Raw genomic sequence first — 18,697 nt, 5'->3', positions numbered from 1 at the left:
CGAAACGGAAAATCCAACATAAGCGATCTTCAAGATGGACATAAAAAAGAAGGCCACAGGCTTCTGGCTACGCAACTGTGACGACACATCCACCGACACGCCGGAACCAGCGGAGCCCCGCAATAAAGCAGATGCCGCACCCGCCTCCGAATACGCTTTTTCGAAACACCGGTCTTGGATCGCCTGGACAGAACGCGCCCGCATTCGCTTTTCCGACCGGATCGAGCCCTGGCAGAACAGCGATCTGGTGATCCGCAAGGCGCTTGCTTCGGCCACCCGCGAGTTTCCCGACGATCCGCAGCCGGTGCTTGATCTTGGCGCACTTTTGGAAACCAAGGGCGAAACCGAGGAGGCCCTGGGCTTCTACCGCGATTTCACAGCCCGCCATCACTCCGCCGATGTGATGGTGGCACAGCTTGCGGCGCAGGTTCGGATTGGCGACCTTGCTGGCGCCAGGGGCGTCTATGAGGACCTGCCCGAAGACCTGGCTCAGGCGATCATGACGGACGAGAACGCGCGCGTCTTCCTGAACGCATTGGTCTGCAGTGGCGCCCTGGAGGCGCGGGATTTCGACGTGACCGACGTGTTTTTCGCCCGTCCCTTCGTCCAGAACGTCCGCTCGATCGCCGATGTGTCCGCCGCATTCACCGACCAGTTCGGGTTCGATTATCTCAGAACGCTCAAGCGGTATACCGACAGCGCCGGTGCGCACCTGATCTATGTCAGCCTCGACAACCTCTTCGATGTGCAGAACAAGACCGAGACGGAACGGCAGATCCTGGCCGAAGCGATTTGGGAACGTTGGCAGGAGCGGCCGACATGGCTGAAATCCATGCCGCCTCATATCCATGAGGTCTATGGGCAGGAGCCCGGGTTTTCCCAGGAATATATCGACAACATTTTCGTCGGCCCGCAACATATCCTGCATGCAACCAAGGTGGCCCTGCCCAACTACGAAACCCGCTATGTGAATATTCGGGACAATCAGCGCGTCACAACCGATACACCCGACAAGGCGCGTAACCGCGTTCTCTTCCTCGGCGGCTCTGACGTCTACGGGTTCGGATGCGACGATGCCAGCACGGTCCCCAGCCATCTGCAACGCCGCCTTCTTGACGTTGATCCCGAAAGCTACCGCGTCGAAAATCACGGCATGCGGGGTAATCCGCTGGCGCTTTGCCTGAACAATCTGCTTCAATCGCAGGTGAACCCCGGCGACATTGCGATTGTCTTCGGCTACCCGCCGCTCCCCGCCAAGGCCGCCGAAGAGATCGGTATCCTGACCCATCACGTGTCGTTTTCGCGTCCGCATGACCATGGCGAGCTCTTCTTCGACCAATCCCATGTCGGGCCCAAGGGCAATGCGATCATTGCCGATCAGGTGGCCGCTCTTGTCGCCGATCTGCCGCAAGCACCGACAGCGACCGGGGATTTCGAAGATGGCGAGATCCATGCCAGCCTGAAACTGCTCAAGTACCTGATCTACCGCAATGCGTCGGATCAGGCCGAGGCGGGCGAGCTCAAGGATTATGTCGACTACCTCAAGGAAATCCGCGTTGATGCGGAAGGCCGGATCGGCAGTGTCGCGGTCAATTGCAACCCGATGACGCTCGGCCATCTGCACCTTCTGGAACATGCCGCGCGCAGCGTCGATTTCCTCTATGTCTTCGTAATCGAAGAGGATCAAAGCTTCTTTTCGTTCAAGGACCGGCTTGACCTTGTGACCCGGGGCCTTGCGCATCTGCCCAATGTCAAGGTGATCCGCGGCGGGAAATTCATCTGCACGCAGCTGACCTTCCCGGAGTATTTCTCCAAGGAAGACGTAAGCCAGGTCACGGCCGACGCCTCGATGGAGGCGTGGTTCTTCTGCGAATACGTCGCGAAAGCCCTTGATATCTCGATCATTTTCCTGGGCAATGAGCCGACCTGCAACGTCACGCGGCAATACAACGCCAAGATGGCCGAGATCCTGCCGGAATATGGCGTGGTCTGTGAAATCATCCCCCGGATCGAGCGCGACGGCGCGGCGATCAGCGCATCGGCGGTACGCCGATACCTCAAGCAGGGTGATTTCGACGCCATCTCGCAGATCGTCCCGCCAGTGACACTCGACTACCTGCGCACCAACCACGCGCCCGCCAATACGTAGCGAGCGCCGGGTGTTTTCCGCCCGCCTGTCAGAAATGGCAGGTGGGCGGCACAAGAGGACGTTTTGGCAACTGTTTCGCCGCAGCACCTCCCCTGCCCCTTGGCGCGCGCGAAAAGGCTGATTATACAGCCGCTTGACCACCCCAGCGGAGATGCGACATGCGCAGCGCCAAGATCACGCGAAAAACCGCGGAAACCGATATCAGCGTCGAGATCAACCTTGATGGCACCGGTGCCTATGACAATGAAACCGGCATCGGGTTTTTCGATCATATGCTGGACCAACTGGCGCGCCATTCGTTGATCGACATGAAGGTCCGCTGCAAGGGCGACCTGCATATCGACGATCACCACAGCGTCGAGGATGTCGGCATTGCCTTGGGTCAGGCCCTGGCGCAGGCCTTGGGCGACAAGAAGGGCATTCGCCGCTATGGCGCCTGCCTTCTGCCGATGGATGATGCGCTGGTGCGGGCGGCACTTGACCTATCGGCGCGACCTTACCTCGTCTGGAACCTCGAGCTGCCCACACCCAAGATCGGCACGTTCGATTGCGAGCTGGTGCGCGAATTCTTCCAGGCGCTGAGCACCCATGGCGGCATCACGCTGCATGTGGACTGCCTGCACGGCATCAACAGCCACCACATCGCCGAGGCCGCATTCAAATCCGTCGCCCGCGCGTTGCGCGAGGCGGTCGAAACAGACCCGCGCAAGGCCGATGCCATCCCCTCGACCAAAGGGGCGCTTTGAGGACCCATGAAAACGGTCATCATCGACTATGAAAGCGGCAACCTGCATTCCGCCGAAAAGGCGTTTCGCAGGATGGCGGATGAGGTGAATGCGGGCGAGGTGACCGTCACCTCGGACCCCGATATCGTGCGCGGCGCAGACCGGATCGTCTTGCCCGGTGACGGGGCATTTCCCGCCTGCCGCAAGGAGCTTTTCGACCATCGCGGCCTCTTTGAAGCCACGGCCGAGGCGGTGCGCGATGGTGGCAAGCCTTTCCTCGGCATTTGCATCGGGATGCAGATGCTCGCAACCCGCGGCATGGAATATACCGAGACACCCGGGTTTGACTGGATCGCCGGCACGGTCGAGGCGATCACCCCCGATGACCCCACGCTGAAAGTGCCGCATATGGGGTGGAATGACCTGGTGATCGACAACCCGCACCCGATCTTCGACGGGATCGAGACCGGGCAACACGCCTATTTCGTGCATTCCTACCATTTCCGCGTGGACAATCCGGCTGAACGTCTGGCCCATGTGGGTTATGGTGGCGACATCACCGCCGTCGTCGGGCGCGACAATATCGTCGGAACCCAGTTCCACCCCGAAAAAAGCCAGGCGACCGGCCTGAAGATGATCGCGAATTTCCTGCGCTGGACCCCCTGATGACCCGATCAATGCCGCCCTTGCAGACCATCCTGGATGAGATCGCAAAGGCGGCCGCGGCGAGCGACGACAAGGGGCGCGTGGCCGATTACATCCCCGAGCTTTCCGCCATCGACCCCGATCAGTTCGCCATCGCCGTGGCTCGGCCCGGTCAGCCGACCCTGACGGCGGGCGATGCGCAGACGCCGTTTTCGATCCAGTCGGTTTCCAAGGTGCTGACGCTGGCAATCGCGCTTGGCAAGGTGGGTGACCGCCTGTGGCGACGGGTGGGGCGCGAGCCCTCGGGGCAGGCGTTTGATTCCGTGTTCCTGCTGGAGCAGGAAAAGGGCCGTCCGCGCAATCCCTTCATCAACGCGGGCGCCATCGTGACCACCGATGAAATCCTCGACGGCAGCACCCCGCGCGAGACGTTGGGCACGATCGTGCGTTTCGTTCGGGCGGCGGCGAATGACGACGACATCCACATCAACGAAGACGTCGCCCAATCCGAGATTGCCACCGGCCACCGAAATTTCGCGATGGCGCATTACCTGATGTCCCATGGCAACCTCAAGAATGCGCCCGAGCTGACCCTCGGCACCTATTTCCATCAATGCGCCATCGAGATGACCTGCGAACAGCTTGCCAATGCCGGTGCCTTCCTCGTGGGCGGCCCTGAGGCCCCGCGCATCGTGTCCGATGACCGGATCCGGCGGATCAACGCGCTGATGATGACCTGCGGACATTACGACGGATCGGGGGATTATGCGTTCCGCGTTGGCTTGCCCGGGAAAAGCGGCGTCGGGGGCGGCATCCTGACGATTGTGCCGGGTATTGCCTCGGTCGCGGTCTGGTCGCCGGGATTGAACCGCTACGGCAATTCGAAACTCGGGACCGAGGCGATGCAGATGCTCGCCGAAAGGACTGGCTGGTCGGTGTTCTGAGCAGGGCCACCCGCATGCGGGCAGCCCCGTGCCCCGATTACTTGACGCGGGTCCAGTTCTGGCTGCGGCAAATGACGGCCACGCAACCCGACACCTTCAAGGTATTCCCGCTGAGCGACATTTTCGACTTGTAGGTCTTGTTGCGATCCGGCGCCCAGATCTTGCCGCCACTGTAGGAGCCGTCGCCCTTGGCCTGCATGTCCCACAGCATCCGCTTGCCCAGATGCTCGTAGCCTTCCGAGACCACGCCGCCCTGCTTGTAGGCCTTGCGGATCACGCCGCAAATCGCGTCGCCGCATTTCGAGACGGCAACATGCAGATAGCCACCGGTATCACCCGGCTGTGTTTTCCAGATACCTTCGACCGGATCGGCCAGGCTCGTGCCCGCACTGACGACAAGTGCGGCAATGCTCAATGCCAGTTTCTTCATGGTTTCGTCCTCCCTGAAACTCTGCGCGACATTGGCCAAGGGCGGCTTTTCGATCAAGTCTGACGTTGGGTCGCGTTGCAATTCCCGCAGGCCCCGTGCAAAAGGCGGGCAGGTTTTCGCTGAAAGGGCCGCGCCATGATCCTCTACCCCGCCATCGACCTCAAGGACGGCCAGGCTGTGCGCCTTTACAAGGGTGAAATGGATCAGGCCACCGTGTTCAATGACGACCCCGCCGCGCAGGCGATGGAGTTCGTCGAGGCGGGATGCGAATGGTTGCACCTGGTGGATCTGAACGGCGCATTCGCCGGGGAGCCGGTCAACGCCGCCCCGGTCGAGGCGATTTTGGAACGCACGAAGATCCCCGCGCAACTGGGCGGCGGCATCCGCGACATGGCGACGATCGAACGCTGGCTTTCCAAAGGTCTGGCGCGGGTAATCCTCGGCACCGTGGCCGTGGAAAACCCCGGGCTGGTGCGCGATGCCGCGCGGGAATTCCCCGGCAAGGTCGCCGTGGGCATCGACGCGCGAAACGGCCGCGTCGCGACCAAGGGCTGGGCCGAAGAGACCGACGTGATGGTCACCGATCTGGCGCGGAGTTTCGAGGACGCGGGCGTGGCAGCGATCATCTACACCGACATCAACCGTGATGGCGCCATGCAGGGCCCGAATGTCGACGCCACGGCGGCGCTGGCCAACGCAGTCAGCATTCCGGTGATCGCCTCGGGCGGCGTGTCATCACTCGGCGACCTTATCGCCCTGCGCGACTGCGGCGCGCCGCTCGACGGTGCGATTTCGGGCCGCGCGCTCTATGATGGGGCGATTGACCTTCCCACCGCGCTATCGGCCTTGAAAGGCTGATGTTTTTCCCCGCCGTCAAGACCGCCCCGATGCCGCGCGAAAGCCAGCTCTGGCAGTTTTTCCGGGAGGGTGACTTTATTGACGGCTACCGTGTCGTGGCCCCCTACACCCCCCGGCGCGCCGCGGAAATCGCGATGAAATTCCCGGCCTGGGTCTATGGTTTGCTCGCCATCCGACAGATCGTGATGTTGCCCTTCGGCCTCAAGGGCAAATCGAAATCCGCGGATCGGATGGCGATCTTTCCGGTCACCGAATGCTCAACCGATGAAATGATCCTTGGCTTTGATGACAAGCACCTCGATTTTCGCATCGGCATCATGGCGCGGGACGGGCATATCCACTGCGCCACCTGGGTGCATCGCCACAACTGGCTGGGTCGCGCCTATCTGCGCGCCGTGATGCCCTTCCATATCCTGATCACCAAGCAGATGCTGGCCCGTGTCGCGCGGCATGCGGAAACGGGTCAGCCCTGAACCTGGCGATTTAGCTGCCTGCGGCTTTCCCCGTCAGCTTGGCCAGCGCGCCAGTCATTTTCTTGAGGTATTCGGCGTCTGCCGGCACATTCAGATCCTCCAGCATCTCCGCCGGGTCCTCGTAGGCCAGCCAGGTCTGACCATCCGCGTCCTGGTAAACCAGAACCTTGAGCGGCAGGTAGAGCCCCGCAAGCGGATCGTCCTGCATCGCAGGCGTCCCGAGTTTCGGGTTGCCGAAGATCAACAACTGCTCGGGTGCAAGCTCAAGGTCGACCTTGGCCGCCCCGCCCGCGTGATCGACACGGGCAAAGACCGTCGCCCCTGCCCCGGTCACCGCGGCCTCAAGCGCGTCCATGGTGCTGGCCACGTCACCGCTTGCCTTGACCTTGACGATATCCTGGCCCGCCCAGGCCGGCAGCGCCATCACGGACAAAACGGTGGCGGCAATGAATTTTCTCATGACAATCTCCTCAAGAATTCGACAGGGCTCGGCCTATCCTCTGGCATATGGCGCAATTTGCCCATAAACGGTTGCGTGAGTTTTGTGACGGAAAGCAAGAACATGCTCAAGACCCGTATCATCCCCTGCCTCGACGTGGCCGATGGCCGCGTGGTCAAGGGTGTGAATTTCGTCGATCTGGTGGATGCGGGCGACCCGGTGGATGCCGCGCGGGCCTATGATGCGGCGGGCGCCGATGAGCTCTGTTTCCTCGACATCCACGCCACCCATGAAAACCGCGGCACCATGTTCGACGTCGTCCGGCGCACCGCCGAGCAGTGTTACATCCCGCTGACCGTGGGTGGCGGGGTCCGCACCGCCGAAGACGTGCGCGCCCTGCTGCTTGCCGGGGCCGACAAGGTCAGCTTCAATTCCGCCGCCGTCGCCAACCCGGACGTGGTGCGCGAGGCCGCCGATCAGTTCGGCAGCCAGTGCATCGTCGTGGCCATCGACGCCAAGACCGTCAGCCCCGGAAAATGGGAGATATTTACCCATGGCGGCCGCAAACCCACGGGTATCGACGCAGTCGAATTCGCGCAACTGGTCGAGGCCAAGGGCGCGGGCGAAATCCTTCTGACGTCCATGGACCGCGATGGCACCCGTGCGGGCTTCAACCTGCCCCTGACCCGTGCCATCAGCGATGCGGTCGGCATTCCGGTAATCGCCTCAGGTGGCGTCGGCACCCTCGACCACCTCGTCGAGGGCGTGACCAAGGGGGGCGCCAGCGCGGTTCTGGCTGCGTCAATCTTTCACTTCGGCGACTACTCGATTGCCGAGGCCAAAGCGCATATGTCGAAAGCAGGAATAGCGATGAGGCTCGACGCATGACCCTTGACGACCTGGCCGAGGTAATCGCCCAACGCGCGTCTGCGGACAGCGCGGAAAGCTGGACCGCGAAGCTGCTGGCCAAAGGCCCCGAAAAATGTGCCGAGAAATTCGGCGAGGAAGCCGTCGAAGCGGTCATCGAAGCGGTGCGCGGGGACAAAACCGCCCTGACCAACGAGGCGGCGGATGTGCTCTATCACCTGCTGGTCATGCTGCAATCGCGTGATGTCGCATTGTCGGACGTGATGGCAGAACTGGCCCGCCGTCAGGGGACAAGCGGGCTGGCCGAGAAAGCCGCAAGAAAGAAAGACTGACCCATGATCCGCCACATCGTTTTCTTCAGTGCCACGAATCCCGATGATGTCGATGCGATCCGCGAGGGTTTGATGATGCTCAAGGATATTCCCGAGGCCAAACATTTCGAGGTCGGGCGCAACCTGCGCAGCGACACCATTACCGGCCCGCAGATCGACGTCGTGGTCTATGCCGAATTCGCGGACGAAGCAGCCCTGGCGGCCTATAAATCAAACCCGATCTACGCCGCCTGCATCGCCAAGGTGCGCCCCATGCGCGAGATGCGGATCGCGGCAGATTTCGAAGCCTCGTCAGAGACTTGATCGCCGTCCTTAAAGTTTCGATGAAATCACGCCGGTATTGAATCCGCCCATCCTGAGCTCACCAAAGAGACGCTGATACTCGATCTTGGGGCAACGGTTCATCACCACGTCCATGCCCCGCGCCTTCGCCGTCCGGGCGGCCTCTTCGTTGATGACACCGATCTGCATCCAGACGGTCCTGAGCGTCGGGAAAGCCTCCAGCGCCGCATCGACGATCGGCGGTACGTGATCGGACCGGCGAAAGATATCAACCATACCGACGGGTTCATCTATCTCCGCCAGGCTACCGCGCACGGTCTGACCGAAAAGCGTCTTGCCCGCATGGCCCGGGTTGACGGGAATCACCCGGAAGCCCTTAAGCGACAAGTAGCGCGCCACGTAGAAGCTCGGCCGCACCTCGTTGGTCGAGACGCCCACAACGGCGATCGTCTGCGTGCGTTGCAGAATACCGCGCAGGTACGAATCGGCGTATTCCTGTTTCATTTCAAAACCTTGACCTAATCCTCGAAAGCACCCTACCGCGTTGTCAGGCAAGAAAAAAGCGCCCAGGAAAACCTGGGCGCCAGTCGCGGAACGAGGGACAGTGAAGTGAAGCGTTGAAGTTCCAGATCAACGCCTCTGGGATATAGATAGGTCCTCTGTTAAGAATAAAAAGAGAATGTAATATAGGTGTGAACAGACCGTTAATTTCGGTGATTTAGTCGAAGATATCTTCGACCACATCCCAAAGCTCTTCGAAGAGCTTGCGCGTCAACGGCTTCCGCTTGCGTTTCTTCTCTTTCCGATAGGGCTTTCGGCGGTCTTCATAGGCCGGTCGCGACCGGGTCTTGGCCTTGGCGCGCGGCAACGACACTGCCGGAGCCGGCCTTGCCACGGGTTCCGCCTTGGCCTGCGGCATCATCTTCATGTCATGCAAGGGCGCCCCGCAGGCAGAGCAGGACAATTCATGCCGCGCCCGGTCCAGCACAAGCACCGCCCGCGTCCCGCAATAGCAGCACGTCGCGATCTTACGGGTCTGCGGCATGATCTCGAATTCCTTTCTATCCCGGCCTTCAGAGGGATATTGGCGCGATGGACGCCAACTGCAAGGGCGCGATTGCGCGGGATTTCAACCTTAAATCATGGTATGATGCCACCATTTCTACCCAAGGATTATTTCCATGAACGATATACCAAAAGACACACACCTTCTCGACGACCTGCCCTTCATCATCAGCCTGCGCCGCGTCAACAAGGGCGTTGGCTATGTGGCGCTTTTCCTGCCGGTCTGGCTGATCCTTGTCACGATTTTCACCGAAACCTGTTTCAACGCCTCGATCAGCCATTACTATTTCAGCCGGATCGGCGGTGACCTGCTGGTCGGGTCGCTGAGTTTCATCGCCCTCCTGCTGGCGTTTTTCTACAGTTTTCCGACCGACGAGGTGGACGGATACCGCAAACACACGAAACTCGACATCTGGCTGGCCAAGATCGCCGGGGTCAGTGCCTTTTTGATCGCCTTTTCGCCCACCACCGGTTCGGGGTGCCTCTATGACGGAACCGAGGTCGCGCGTGTTTTCATCACCGGCGCCACCGGCTCGGAGGTGTTTAACAATGACATTCGCGACGTCACCGGCACGATCACCTATGATTTCTGGGCCAGCTTCGGACGCTTCGGCAGCCCGGACGCCGTTCCCCTGCTCCTGCGCAGCCTGCATTTTGGCGCCGCGGCGGTCATGTTCCTGATCCTCGCCTATTTCTCCTACTTCGTCTTCACCCGCAGCAATTCCAGCGCGTCGCAGATGCCCGGCAGCCGCAAGGAGCGCCGCAATATCTGGTACCGCTATCTCGGCATTGCCATTCTACTTGCTGTCCTGGCAATCGGGGTGAAATCCGCAGCCCTCGAATGGCTTTTGTCACCTGAACGCGCCGAAGCGGTGGAAACCTGGTGGAACAGTCTGCGGCTGACCTTCGTCTTCGAGACGATCGCATTGTGCAGCTTCGGGCTGAGCTGGATGATAAAAGGCCGGTTCATCAAGGCCTTCGAAGATCAGGCCGCCCTAGCGGCCGCGGCTCAGGCCCGGGCGGCGTAAAGTGCCACGGCAGCGGCGTTCGACACGTTGAGCGACCCGAAACCACCCGCGAAGTCGATCCGCACCAGCTGGTCGCAGGTCTCTCGCGTTTTTTGCCTGAGCCCCGGCCCTTCGGCGCCCAGCACAAGGGCCACGGGCCGGTCGCGACGGCCTTCGACCGCCTGCTCAATCGTCGCCTCCGCCTCGCCATCGAGGCCCAGCACCAGGTATCCCATCCCCTGCAATTCGGTAATCGCATCCGAGAGGTTGCGGATGCGCAGGTAAGGTTGGCGTTCAAGCGCACCGCTGGCGGTCTTGGCCAGCGCCCCGGTCTCGGGGGCGGAATGATGCCGTGGCGCAATCACCGCAGAGGCCCCGAACACCTCCGCCGAGCGCAGGATGGCGCCCACATTATGCGGATCCGTCACCCGGTCGAGCAACACAACGCGCGGTGGTCGCTCGCCATCCCCCAGGCAACGCTCGGCAAGTGGCCCCCAATCGAGCGGCTTGACCTCAAGCGCAGCCCCCTGATGCACCGATTGTGGGTCCAGCGGCGCGGTGAAACGGCGCGGGTCGGCCATCTCGGGCGTCATGCCGGAGGCGGCAATGGCATCGGCGAGCTTGTCGCTGGCATTCTTGGTGACGATCAGGCGCAGCTTTTCACGCACCGGATTTTCAAGCGCGTCCCGCACCGCATGCAGCCCAAAGAGCCAGACCGTTTCCGCCGCGGCGGCCCGCTTCGCCTGCTCTTTCTCGATCGCCCAACGCGGTTTTTTCATGGCCGGTTTCGCCCCTCGTTCTGAGCGGCGGACAATGCGCGCAGTCCACAGGTTGTGCAAGCTATTTTCCTGTTGACGGTGCCGGATCACCCGAGTAATCAGCCCGTCATGTCGGTTGGCGCAGCCTCCGATAGTGGGCGACAGGCCGCAAGGTGTGGCAGGGGACTGTAACTCCCTCGCGGAGACGCACGCTTGGTTCGATTCCAAGGTCGCCCACCACTCACCCCCACCGAAAAACCAAAGACGCTATGCGCGCTCAAACCAGTGTTTCGATTTCGCCGAATGGCTAAGCAATTTGGCTTCGGACAACTCTCATTTGATCTCCGGCCGCGGTCGGTTTCGGTCAATTTCCGCGAATATCTTGGCACAACCAGGAACCATTCGCCGTTGTTCGAACCTCTGGCCACCGCCCGGCGATCATGTCGCCTTGAGTTACCATAGCACATGCTATAAATGTTCAGGAACCGTAAGTCTCGGGCGCTCAGAGGGATCAACAGATGCAAAAGCCAGCTTCGCGCTCCCAATCCAAACGTGGCGCTCTGGATGCCGAGAGCCACGCGGAGGCGTTCCAAAAGACACGCGATGCGCGGCGCAGCGAACTGGTGGAGGATTACGTCGAGCTTGTTGCCGAGTTGATAGACACCGAGGGCGAAGCGCGCCAGGTGGAAATCGCCCGCAGGCTTGGCGTGGCGCAACCTACCGTCGCCAAGATGCTCAAGCGCCTCGCCGAAGAAGGCTTAACTCTTCAAAAGCCCTACCGCGGTGTCTTCCTGACAGAATCGGGACGGCAACTTGCCAGCGAATGTCGCCGGCGACATGAAATCGTCGAGAGCTTCCTGCGTGCGCTTGGCGTAGATGCGGAGATTGCGCGTCACGATGCCGAAGGGATCGAGCATTATGTGAGTGCCGAAACGCTTGAGGTGTTCGAGGAATATGTCGCCCGCCATCGAACGGTTACGGATTAGCGCGACACTTCTCCCAGCCAACGAGGCGCTCCCTGGCGTCCCTGATGTGGCAGAATTCCGGACATCACCTTTCCGATCTTGAAAAGCGCGCGACGCATCATGATCCATCCCCATTTTCCACTTGACAGTTTGTTACGCCAAAGTATAGCAATTGCTATAACTAATAGTAGAGACATGGCAAATTAGGAAAGGCTTTCCAATGAAGAGCTTGCTCATGACTGCCGCGGCGACCAGCCTGCTTTCTGCAAGTCTTGTCCCGGCAACAGCGCAAGAGAACCCGGTCAATGCCGCCGTGACCATCGCCATGATCGGCGACGTCGTGGAAAATGTCGGCGGAGACTGTGTCAGCGTGACCACAATCATGGGTTCCGGCATCGACCCGCATCTCTACAAGGCGAGCGCGTCCGACGTGAAGACTTTCCACGAGGCTGACGCGATTTTCTACTCGGGCTATTCGCTTGAAGGGCAACTTGGCGATGTGCTCGCGCGGTTCGGCGAGCAAAAGCAGACGATCGCCGTCTCGCCCGCATCGGTCGATCCAAGTGACCTGATTGCCGTGCAGGACGTCTATGGCATTGACCCACACCTCTGGATGGACGCGAGCCTCTGGGCCAAAATCGCACCGACTATTGCGGATGCAATCGGCGAACTGCGGCCCGACTGCGCCGAAGAGCTTCAGGCGAATGCCGAGGATTATCAGGCCCAACTCGCGGCCTTGCACGCATGGGCCGTCGCGTCGATCGCATCCATTCCCGAAGATCAGCGCGCTCTCGTGACCGCGCATGACGCCTTCGGCTACTACGGACGGGCTTATGGGATCAGGGTTGAGGCCATCCAGGGCATCAGCACCGAATCGGAGGCAAGCGTCGCGGATATCCGCGCGACCGCCGAGACCGTGGCCAAGGCTGGGGTGCCTGCCCTCTTTATCGAAACCACGATCAACCCGCGTACGATCCAGGCGGTGATCGACGCTGCGCAGAGTTTGGGTCACGAGGTCGAAATTGGCGGTGAGCTCTATTCCGACGCCATGGGCGAAGAAGGAACACCGGCCAGCACGTATATCGGGATGATCTTCGAGAACACGGTCAAGATAACCCAGGCATTGGGCGGCGACGTGGCTCCTGTACCGGACGCGCTTTCTGACTGGGCCGAGGAATGGAATGTCGCGGCAACGCTTTTGGAGTGATCGCGGCTCGAAGCTGGATCCGCACGGCCAGGCCACATTGCGAGGATCGCCCAATGCCATATGTAAGGACACCGCTTTGACCGATCAGTTGCACGAACCGCAGCTTGCCCTGCACGTCGAGGACCTGACCGTAAGCTACGACAGCAAACCTGCGCTCTGGGACATCGACGTGGACGTGCCACCAGGCGTGATGGCCGCCATCGTGGGGCCGAACGGATCCGGCAAGACAACCTTCATCAAATCGGTACTGGGCCTCGTGACGCCCACGGCGGGACATGTCAGGATCTTCGGCCAGCCTTATGGCGCGCAGCGGCGCAAGGTCGGCTACGTGCCGCAGCGATCATCCGTCGATTGGGACTTTCCGACCACGGCGCTCGACGTCGTGACGATGGGTCTCTATGGCCGCTTGGGTTGGCTCAAGCGGCCCGGCCGGGCAGAGCGCGAAAAAGCGATGGCATCGCTTGAGCAGGTCAAGATGCAGGACTTTGCGGACCGCCAGATCAGTCAGCTTTCGGGCGGCCAGCAGCAGCGCGTCTTTCTGGCCCGCGCTCTTGTCCAGCAGGCGGACATCTATTTCCTCGACGAACCGATGGCGGGGGTCGATGCGACGACCGAACGCGCCATTGTCGGCATCCTTCATAAGCTGCGCGAACAAGGAAAGACCGTTATCGTCGTACATCACGACCTGCAGACGGTGAAATCCTATTTCGACTGGATGGTGATCCTGAACGTCCGCGCGATTGCCCAGGGCCCGGTCGATGAGGTTTACACCGCCGACAACCTGCGCCGCGCCTATGGCGGTCAGATCGCGCTTATCGAGCGTGAAACCTTCGGTGACGCAGAGGCCGGGCAGCAGAGCGGCCAGATGTGACATGCTTGAGCTGCTGAACGACTATACAATCCAGACCGTGACGATGGGCGCCGCCCTGCTTGGCATCTCAAGCGGTGTGCTCGGCTGCTTCGCGGTCCTGCGCAAGCAAAGCCTGCTGGGCGACACGCTCTCCCACGCGGCCCTGCCCGGTATCTGCATCGGATTTCTGATCGCCGGGGCGCGCGACCTGGGCAGCATCCTTGCCGGGGCGCTGGTCACCGGTGCGGCCGCGGCCCTTGTCGTTCTGGCGCTGACCCGCATGAGCCGGCTCAAGACCGACGCCGCCCTGGGTATCGCACTCGGGGTGTCCTTTGCCCTGGGCGTTGTGCTGCTCACGTATATTCAAGGGACGGGCAACGCCTCGCAAGGGGGGCTCGACTCCTTCCTTTTCGGCCAGGCAGCGGCGATCTTGCGGAGCGATCTATGGATCATGGGCAGCATCGCGCTGGCCTCCCTGCTGCTCGTCGCAGCACTGTGGAAGGAGTTCAAGCTGGTCTCCTTCGACCCGGGCTATGCCGCCTCGCTCGGGATGCCGGTCGTTGTCATGGAGGTGGCGATGACCACAATGGTCGCTCTTGCCGTCGTGGTCGGATTGCAGATGGTAGGCGTCGTTCTGATGACGGCGATGATCATCGCCCCGCCAGTTGCCGCCCGTCAATGGACCCGGCGGCTTGGCACAATGGTGGTTCTCTCGGCAATCTTCGGCACGGTCGCGGGCGTCACCGGCGCCATCCTCAGCGCCACCGCGCGGGGTCTTTCGACCGGCCCGCTGATCGTGCTTGCGATATCAGCGATTGTGCTTGTCTCTCTGCTCGTCTCGCCGGAACGCGGGATCATTTGGGAGATGGTACGGCGCTGGCGCGACCGCCGCGCGCTCCGTGCCCGGCAGGTACTGACGACGCTCCATGCGATGGCCGAGCAGCACGGCAACCGGCACTATCCCGCCGAACTCGGCTCGCTCGACACCTTCCACGGGACTGACACGCGCCGGGCGCTCGCCCGCCTCGAAGACCGGGGCCTCATCAGGCCCGTCGCCCACGAACCCGAGATCACGCCGCACTGGGAGTTGACGCAATCCGGATACGCCGAAGCGGAACGCCTGGCGGCAGAAATCGTAGGAGATCGGTGATGCTCGAGGCATTCTTCGGCAACATCCCCCTGATGATCATCCTCACCGGCGCACTGGTCGGCTGCGCCTCCACGCTGGTCGGCACTTTCCTCGTGCTGCGCGGCAATTCCATGCTCTCGGACGCGATCAGCCATTCGATCATTTTTGGCATCGTGATCGTCTGGCTGCTCACCCGCGAAACGGCCGGACCGGTGCAGATCCTGGGCGCCGCGTTGACAGGCGTTTTGACGGTCTACCTGACCGAGCTTCTCTTCAGCACCAAGCGCGTCAACTACGACGCCGCGATTGGGCTGGTGTTCCCGGTGCTCTTCTCAATCGGCGTGTTGCTGTTGAATGTCTATGCCCGTGACGTCCACATAGATCAGCACACCGTGCTTCTGGGTGAGATCGGTTTCGTCTGGCTCGATACCATGACCATCGGCGGCTATGACGTGCCCAATGCGCTTGCCTTCATGAGCCTCGTTACCATCGTCAATCTCCTGTTCGTGACGCTGTTCTACAAGGAACTCAAGATAACGACATTCGACCCGGGCCTTGCCGCGGCACTCGGCTTCGTTCCGGGCGTCATGTTCTACGCATTGCTGTTTTTGGTCAGCGCAACCGGGGTGGCCGCGTTCGACGCGGTCGGGGCGGTGCTGTTCATCGCCTTCGTGATCGTCCCCCCATCGGCCGCCTACCTGCTGACCGACCGGCTCTGGCTGATGCTGGTCTACGGGTCGGTGATCTCGATCGCATCGAGCATATCGGGGTATTACATCGCCATCGCATTTGACGTCTCGATTGGCGGCATGATGGCGGTCATGACGGGGATCTTCTTCACAATCGCTTTCCTCTTCGGGCCACGTTACGGGGTCATCGCGCGGGCCTACAGGCGCCAGGGTGAGCGGCAGGAAAACGAACTTCGCACCGTCGCGGTCCATCTCTACTCCCACGAGGATACCGAGGATCAAGCCGAAGAGAACGTGGCACTTGCCCTGCAAACGCACCTGGGATGGAGCCACGAGGCAGCGCACCGCGTCATCGCGAACGGTATCTCTGACGATCTTTTTATCAGGCGGGGCAACCTGCTAACACTCACGCCCAAAGGACGCGCCACGGCGCGGTCGATCCTCGAACCCTGGCGTAACGAGGCACCGGCCACCCCATGAAAATGCCCGGGCCAGGAAGCGGATATCCTGCGGACCGGAACGCCATGGCCCTTGCAGCGACGACTCTGGGTTCTGGGCATTGGCGAAATTCACCGCAAGCCGATGCGCCAAAGCGTACCAAAGGTCCGGGCGGCGTTAGTATTGCGTTTTGATCGCCCCCTCAGCTACTCCCGGGATCAACCAATGGCTCTGCACCGACAAAGCATGGTCCCCGCCAACGAAAATACGCTATGGTCTGACCCAAATCGAAGGACAGAGGCCACTACGTGAGTTTTGTAATTGTATCCCTGGTGTTGACGTCCGCCGTGATGCATCCGCTCTGGAACGTGCTCCTCAAGAAATACCCTGACCCGCAGCTTGGATATCTGTTCCTAACCGCGACGATGGGTTTGTGCGCGCTCTGCCATGGCCTGGTTGTCGGGGCTGATTTCAGCGCGGCGCTGGCGGTATGGCCCCTTATCGGCGCATCTTTGTGCGGCCAAATCCTCTATGGAACCTGCCTGACCGCAACGCTGTCACGCGGAGATCTGTCCGCCTACTATCCGATCATCCGAAGCTCACCGGTGTTTGTCGTTCTGGTGAGCTTCGTACTCTTCGGACAAACGTATCCATGGACCGTATTGCTGGGCATTTTCATGGCCGTGACCGGCGGGTTCATGCTTTTGTACCGGCGCGGGTCGCGTATCCTCGAGGACTGGCGCGCCCTGGCGCTGGCGCTCCTGGCGATGTGTGGCACCGGTATCTATTCGCTGGCCGATGCGGGAGCGATGAAAACGATCGAACCGCAGGTTCTGGTCGCCCTGGTCGAAGGGCCATTGGTGCTGTTTTACGGTGCGCTATGGCTGCGCCAAAGGTCAACGCGCACCGTAACGCCTCAACGCCCAGGCAATTTTTCATGGCTCCACATCATTCTTCCGGGCGCGCTAGCCTATTCGTCTTACTATCTGATCCTGATCGCCTATCAGCTCGGCGGTGATGTGGCCGCAGTGACATCCATGCGCCAAGCCTCCATTCCGATTTCGGTGTTGTTGGGTGGGCTGTTCCTGCGCGAAGGGGCGATGGCACGGCGTTTATTCGCCGCCGGGCTGTTGGCGCTGGGTATCGTCGTGATCGCTTTAAGTGACTGATAGAGGTGTTAAACTGTTGTCTTTTCAAGACAAATTGGCGATGGTGTTAAGATGAAGAAATATGATTTGGCCGTTATTGGCGCAGGTATCATGGGTCTTGCCCACGCCCTTCATGCGGCGCGCGCCGGGTTGAAGGTTGTTGTCTTTGAACGGACGTCCGGTGCCCGCGGCGCCTCGGTCCGAAACTTCGGCATGCTGGCTCTCGTGGCACAGGCGCCCGGGGCGCAATTTACCTCCGCAAGCCGGTCCCTCAAGTGTTGGCAGGACATCTCCCGCAACACCGGGTTGGCATTGCACCAAGCTGGTTGCGTCTTTCTGGCACGCGCGCCCGAAGAACTCCGTGTTCTCGAAGAATGCGCGCGTCTTGAGGGCGAGGAAAGCCGTTCCTTTGACCTTCTGGGGCAAGCCGATCTGCTTCGCAGGTTCGCGCATCTGAGGACCGACAACCTGCTGGGCGGCTTATGGAGCCCGGATGCGTGGAAGGTCGATCAGCGCCAGGCTCTGGCAAAAATCTCCGACTGGTTGGCGCGGGAACATGGCGTGGTATTCCACTTTTCGACAGAGGTGCATGGCGTCGACGGAGGGACCATTGAAAGCTCGGCTGGTGCAATCGGGACCAGGCATACGGTGCTCTGCGGCGGCGACGAGTTCGAAACGCTTTTCCCCGAGGTCTTCCATGGGTCCGGTGTCGGCCATTGCACCTTGCAGATGTTGAGGACGAAGCCGCAACCGGCGGGCTGGCGACTTGACCCCTTCCTGCTGGGCGGCCTGAGCATTCCGCGATACAATATCTTCGCATCCTGCCCCGGCCTGCCCGACCTCAAAGAATACCAGGCGCAGCACTATGCCACTCACCTCGAACACGGCATCCATCTGATCGCCTGTCAGGAAGGCGATGGCAGCATCACCATCGGTGACTCGCACAGGTATGGCCATGATCGGACGGACGAACGGTCGGAAGAGATCGACAACCTTCTGCTCGCCGAACTCTCCGAGATGATCACCCTGCCCGCACCGACAATCGACAAACGCTGGTTGGGCCACTATGCCTATCTCCCAAACGGCGCGCCTCTTGTCGTACCTGCGGCGCCGGATGTAACCGCGGTTACCGTGACAAACGGTCAGGGGATGACCCATGGCTTTGCCCTGGCCGAGGATGTCATCCGCGATCTGTTTGGCTGACCCCTTCGACGCGCCCTTGGCGACCTGGATCAGATCCCCCGGTTAAAGACCGCCCGAAGGGATCCCGCCGCGAAATCAAATGGCGCACGAGTGG

Annotated in this window: 22 protein-coding genes and 1 tRNA gene; 18 read left to right on the top strand and 5 right to left on the bottom strand. The window is 61.1% G+C overall.

Annotated features, from left to right (window positions below):
- Positions 1-34 precede the first annotated feature (34 nt).
- The 4 genes from RBB29_RS18125 (at position 35) to RBB29_RS18110 (ending at position 4,463) form a co-directional block, all read left to right on the top strand.
- Complete coding sequence (locus RBB29_RS18125) at positions 35-2,149, top strand: hypothetical protein (protein ID WP_306115737.1); 2,115 nt, start codon at positions 35-37, stop codon at positions 2,147-2,149.
- Between the two features lie 158 nt (positions 2,150-2,307).
- Positions 2,308-2,895, top strand: coding sequence for an imidazoleglycerol-phosphate dehydratase HisB (gene hisB / locus RBB29_RS18120; protein WP_306115736.1), 588 nt, complete (start codon positions 2,308-2,310; stop codon positions 2,893-2,895).
- 6 nt (positions 2,896-2,901) lie between these two features.
- The gene (gene hisH, locus RBB29_RS18115) at positions 2,902-3,540 is read left to right on the top strand and encodes an imidazole glycerol phosphate synthase subunit HisH (RefSeq protein WP_306115735.1); all 639 of its coding nucleotides are present in this window, start codon (positions 2,902-2,904) and stop codon (positions 3,538-3,540) included.
- Positions 3,540-4,463: a glutaminase gene (locus RBB29_RS18110; RefSeq protein WP_306115734.1), complete on the top strand. Its 924-nt coding sequence runs from the start codon at positions 3,540-3,542 to the stop codon at positions 4,461-4,463. Before hisH ends, RBB29_RS18110 begins: the two co-directional genes overlap by 1 nt.
- 37 nt (positions 4,464-4,500) lie before the next feature.
- On the opposite strand, the gene RBB29_RS18105 is transcribed toward RBB29_RS18110, so the two are convergent.
- Positions 4,501-4,893, bottom strand: a complete 393-nt coding sequence (locus RBB29_RS18105; protein ID WP_306115733.1) for a DUF2147 domain-containing protein — start codon at positions 4,891-4,893, stop codon at positions 4,501-4,503.
- 135 nt (positions 4,894-5,028) lie between these two features.
- Between RBB29_RS18105 and hisA the strand changes: the two genes are divergently transcribed.
- A complete protein-coding gene (gene hisA / locus RBB29_RS18100; RefSeq protein WP_306115732.1) occupies positions 5,029-5,751 on the top strand; it encodes a 1-(5-phosphoribosyl)-5-[(5-phosphoribosylamino)methylideneamino]imidazole-4-carboxamide isomerase in 723 nt (240 codons plus the stop codon).
- Positions 5,751-6,224, top strand: a complete 474-nt coding sequence (locus tag RBB29_RS18095; protein WP_306115731.1) for a DUF2867 domain-containing protein — start codon at positions 5,751-5,753, stop codon at positions 6,222-6,224. Before hisA ends, RBB29_RS18095 begins: the two co-directional genes overlap by 1 nt.
- 10 nt (positions 6,225-6,234) lie before the next feature.
- Here the strand turns inward: RBB29_RS18095 and RBB29_RS18090 are convergent, their stop codons facing one another.
- Positions 6,235-6,684, bottom strand: coding sequence for a DUF302 domain-containing protein (locus tag RBB29_RS18090; protein WP_306115730.1), 450 nt, complete (start codon positions 6,682-6,684; stop codon positions 6,235-6,237).
- Positions 6,685-6,786: 102 nt separating this feature from the next.
- Between RBB29_RS18090 and hisF the strand changes: the two genes are divergently transcribed.
- The 3 genes from hisF to RBB29_RS18075 are packed head-to-tail and all read left to right on the top strand — an operon-like array spanning position 6,787 to position 8,165.
- Complete coding sequence (gene hisF, locus RBB29_RS18085; RefSeq protein WP_306115775.1) at positions 6,787-7,551, top strand: imidazole glycerol phosphate synthase subunit HisF; 765 nt, start codon at positions 6,787-6,789, stop codon at positions 7,549-7,551.
- On the top strand, positions 7,548-7,862 hold the full coding sequence (locus RBB29_RS18080; RefSeq protein WP_306115729.1) for a phosphoribosyl-ATP diphosphatase: 315 nt from the start codon (positions 7,548-7,550) through the stop codon (positions 7,860-7,862). The genes hisF and RBB29_RS18080 overlap by 4 nt, the downstream gene beginning before the upstream one ends.
- Positions 7,863-7,865: 3 nt before the next feature.
- A complete protein-coding gene (locus RBB29_RS18075; RefSeq protein WP_306115728.1) occupies positions 7,866-8,165 on the top strand; it encodes a Dabb family protein in 300 nt (99 codons plus the stop codon).
- Between the two features lie 9 nt (positions 8,166-8,174).
- Here RBB29_RS18075 and RBB29_RS18070 read toward each other — a convergent pair whose 3' ends face one another.
- Both RBB29_RS18070 and RBB29_RS18065 read right to left on the bottom strand, forming a co-directional pair.
- On the bottom strand, positions 8,175-8,648 hold the full coding sequence (locus RBB29_RS18070; protein ID WP_306115727.1) for a CoA-binding protein: 474 nt from the start codon (positions 8,646-8,648) through the stop codon (positions 8,175-8,177).
- 214 nt (positions 8,649-8,862) lie between these two features.
- Positions 8,863-9,189 (bottom strand): hypothetical protein, encoded by a 327-nt coding sequence (locus tag RBB29_RS18065; protein ID WP_306115726.1) that lies wholly within the window; start codon positions 9,187-9,189, stop codon positions 8,863-8,865.
- A 136-nt stretch (positions 9,190-9,325) separates the two neighbouring features.
- Here RBB29_RS18065 and RBB29_RS18060 point away from each other — a divergent pair, with 136 nt between their 5' ends.
- Positions 9,326-10,237 carry a hypothetical protein gene (locus RBB29_RS18060; RefSeq protein ID WP_306115725.1) on the top strand — a complete coding sequence of 304 codons (912 nt, stop codon included), beginning with the start codon at positions 9,326-9,328 and terminating at the stop codon, positions 10,235-10,237.
- On the opposite strand, the gene rlmB is transcribed toward RBB29_RS18060, so the two are convergent.
- The gene (rlmB, locus tag RBB29_RS18055) at positions 10,219-10,995 is read right to left on the bottom strand and encodes a 23S rRNA (guanosine(2251)-2'-O)-methyltransferase RlmB (protein ID WP_306115724.1); all 777 of its coding nucleotides are present in this window, start codon (positions 10,993-10,995) and stop codon (positions 10,219-10,221) included. The genes RBB29_RS18060 and rlmB overlap by 19 nt on opposite strands.
- A 135-nt stretch (positions 10,996-11,130) precedes the next feature.
- On the opposite strand from rlmB, the gene RBB29_RS18050 reads away from it, so the two are divergent.
- The 8 genes from RBB29_RS18050 to RBB29_RS18015 all read left to right on the top strand — a co-directional run bounded on the left by RBB29_RS18050 (position 11,131) and on the right by RBB29_RS18015 (position 18,603).
- Positions 11,131-11,214 (top strand) — tRNA-Tyr (locus RBB29_RS18050).
- Positions 11,215-11,492: 278 nt separating this feature from the next.
- Positions 11,493-11,960, top strand: a complete 468-nt coding sequence (mntR, locus tag RBB29_RS18045; protein WP_306115723.1) for a manganese-binding transcriptional regulator MntR — start codon at positions 11,493-11,495, stop codon at positions 11,958-11,960.
- 199 nt (positions 11,961-12,159) lie between these two features.
- Entirely contained in the window at positions 12,160-13,146 is a 987-nt protein-coding gene (locus tag RBB29_RS18040) for a metal ABC transporter solute-binding protein, Zn/Mn family (protein ID WP_306115722.1), read from the top strand.
- 76 nt (positions 13,147-13,222) lie between these two features.
- Complete coding sequence (locus tag RBB29_RS18035) at positions 13,223-14,017, top strand: metal ABC transporter ATP-binding protein (RefSeq protein WP_306115721.1); 795 nt, start codon at positions 13,223-13,225, stop codon at positions 14,015-14,017.
- Between the two features lies 1 nt (position 14,018).
- Positions 14,019-15,146 carry a metal ABC transporter permease gene (locus RBB29_RS18030; RefSeq protein WP_306115720.1) on the top strand — a complete coding sequence of 376 codons (1,128 nt, stop codon included), beginning with the start codon at positions 14,019-14,021 and terminating at the stop codon, positions 15,144-15,146.
- Positions 15,146-16,294 (top strand): metal ABC transporter permease, encoded by a 1,149-nt coding sequence (locus RBB29_RS18025; RefSeq protein WP_306115719.1) that lies wholly within the window; start codon positions 15,146-15,148, stop codon positions 16,292-16,294. Before RBB29_RS18030 ends, RBB29_RS18025 begins: the two co-directional genes overlap by 1 nt.
- 266 nt (positions 16,295-16,560) lie before the next feature.
- Positions 16,561-17,421 (top strand): hypothetical protein, encoded by an 861-nt coding sequence (locus tag RBB29_RS18020; RefSeq protein WP_306115718.1) that lies wholly within the window; start codon positions 16,561-16,563, stop codon positions 17,419-17,421.
- A 51-nt stretch (positions 17,422-17,472) separates the two neighbouring features.
- Positions 17,473-18,603 carry a TIGR03364 family FAD-dependent oxidoreductase gene (locus tag RBB29_RS18015; protein ID WP_306115717.1) on the top strand — a complete coding sequence of 377 codons (1,131 nt, stop codon included), beginning with the start codon at positions 17,473-17,475 and terminating at the stop codon, positions 18,601-18,603.
- Positions 18,604-18,697: the final 94 nt, after the last annotated feature.

It is taken from the genome of Roseovarius sp. MMSF_3359 (assembly GCF_030733385.1).
Classification (GTDB): Bacteria; Pseudomonadota; Alphaproteobacteria; order Rhodobacterales; family Rhodobacteraceae; genus Roseovarius.
This window is presented reverse-complemented; position numbering and strand designations above follow the sequence as displayed.

Bases quoted from the DNA above. Each gene is read 5' to 3' on its own strand.
- RBB29_RS18125 (WP_306115737.1), top strand. From the start codon at position 35: ATGGACATAAAAAAGAAGGCCACAGGCTTCTGGCTACGCAACTGTGAC.
- hisB (WP_306115736.1), top strand. From the start codon at position 2,308: ATGCGCAGCGCCAAGATCACGCGAAAAACCGCGGAAACCGATATCAGC.
- hisH (WP_306115735.1), top strand. From the start codon at position 2,902: ATGAAAACGGTCATCATCGACTATGAAAGCGGCAACCTGCATTCCGCC.
- RBB29_RS18110 (WP_306115734.1), top strand. From the start codon at position 3,540: ATGACCCGATCAATGCCGCCCTTGCAGACCATCCTGGATGAGATCGCA.
- RBB29_RS18105 (WP_306115733.1), bottom strand. From the start codon at position 4,893: ATGAAGAAACTGGCATTGAGCATTGCCGCACTTGTCGTCAGTGCGGGC.
- hisA (WP_306115732.1), top strand. From the start codon at position 5,029: ATGATCCTCTACCCCGCCATCGACCTCAAGGACGGCCAGGCTGTGCGC.
- RBB29_RS18095 (WP_306115731.1), top strand. From the start codon at position 5,751: ATGTTTTTCCCCGCCGTCAAGACCGCCCCGATGCCGCGCGAAAGCCAG.
- RBB29_RS18090 (WP_306115730.1), bottom strand. From the start codon at position 6,684: ATGAGAAAATTCATTGCCGCCACCGTTTTGTCCGTGATGGCGCTGCCG.
- hisF (WP_306115775.1), top strand. From the start codon at position 6,787: ATGCTCAAGACCCGTATCATCCCCTGCCTCGACGTGGCCGATGGCCGC.
- RBB29_RS18080 (WP_306115729.1), top strand. From the start codon at position 7,548: ATGACCCTTGACGACCTGGCCGAGGTAATCGCCCAACGCGCGTCTGCG.
- RBB29_RS18075 (WP_306115728.1), top strand. From the start codon at position 7,866: ATGATCCGCCACATCGTTTTCTTCAGTGCCACGAATCCCGATGATGTC.
- RBB29_RS18070 (WP_306115727.1), bottom strand. From the start codon at position 8,648: ATGAAACAGGAATACGCCGATTCGTACCTGCGCGGTATTCTGCAACGC.
- RBB29_RS18065 (WP_306115726.1), bottom strand. From the start codon at position 9,189: ATGCCGCAGACCCGTAAGATCGCGACGTGCTGCTATTGCGGGACGCGG.
- RBB29_RS18060 (WP_306115725.1), top strand. From the start codon at position 9,326: ATGAACGATATACCAAAAGACACACACCTTCTCGACGACCTGCCCTTC.
- rlmB (WP_306115724.1), bottom strand. From the start codon at position 10,995: ATGAAAAAACCGCGTTGGGCGATCGAGAAAGAGCAGGCGAAGCGGGCC.
- mntR (WP_306115723.1), top strand. From the start codon at position 11,493: ATGCAAAAGCCAGCTTCGCGCTCCCAATCCAAACGTGGCGCTCTGGAT.
- RBB29_RS18040 (WP_306115722.1), top strand. From the start codon at position 12,160: ATGAAGAGCTTGCTCATGACTGCCGCGGCGACCAGCCTGCTTTCTGCA.
- RBB29_RS18030 (WP_306115720.1), top strand. From the start codon at position 14,019: ATGCTTGAGCTGCTGAACGACTATACAATCCAGACCGTGACGATGGGC.
- RBB29_RS18025 (WP_306115719.1), top strand. From the start codon at position 15,146: ATGCTCGAGGCATTCTTCGGCAACATCCCCCTGATGATCATCCTCACC.
- RBB29_RS18015 (WP_306115717.1), top strand. From the start codon at position 17,473: ATGAAGAAATATGATTTGGCCGTTATTGGCGCAGGTATCATGGGTCTT.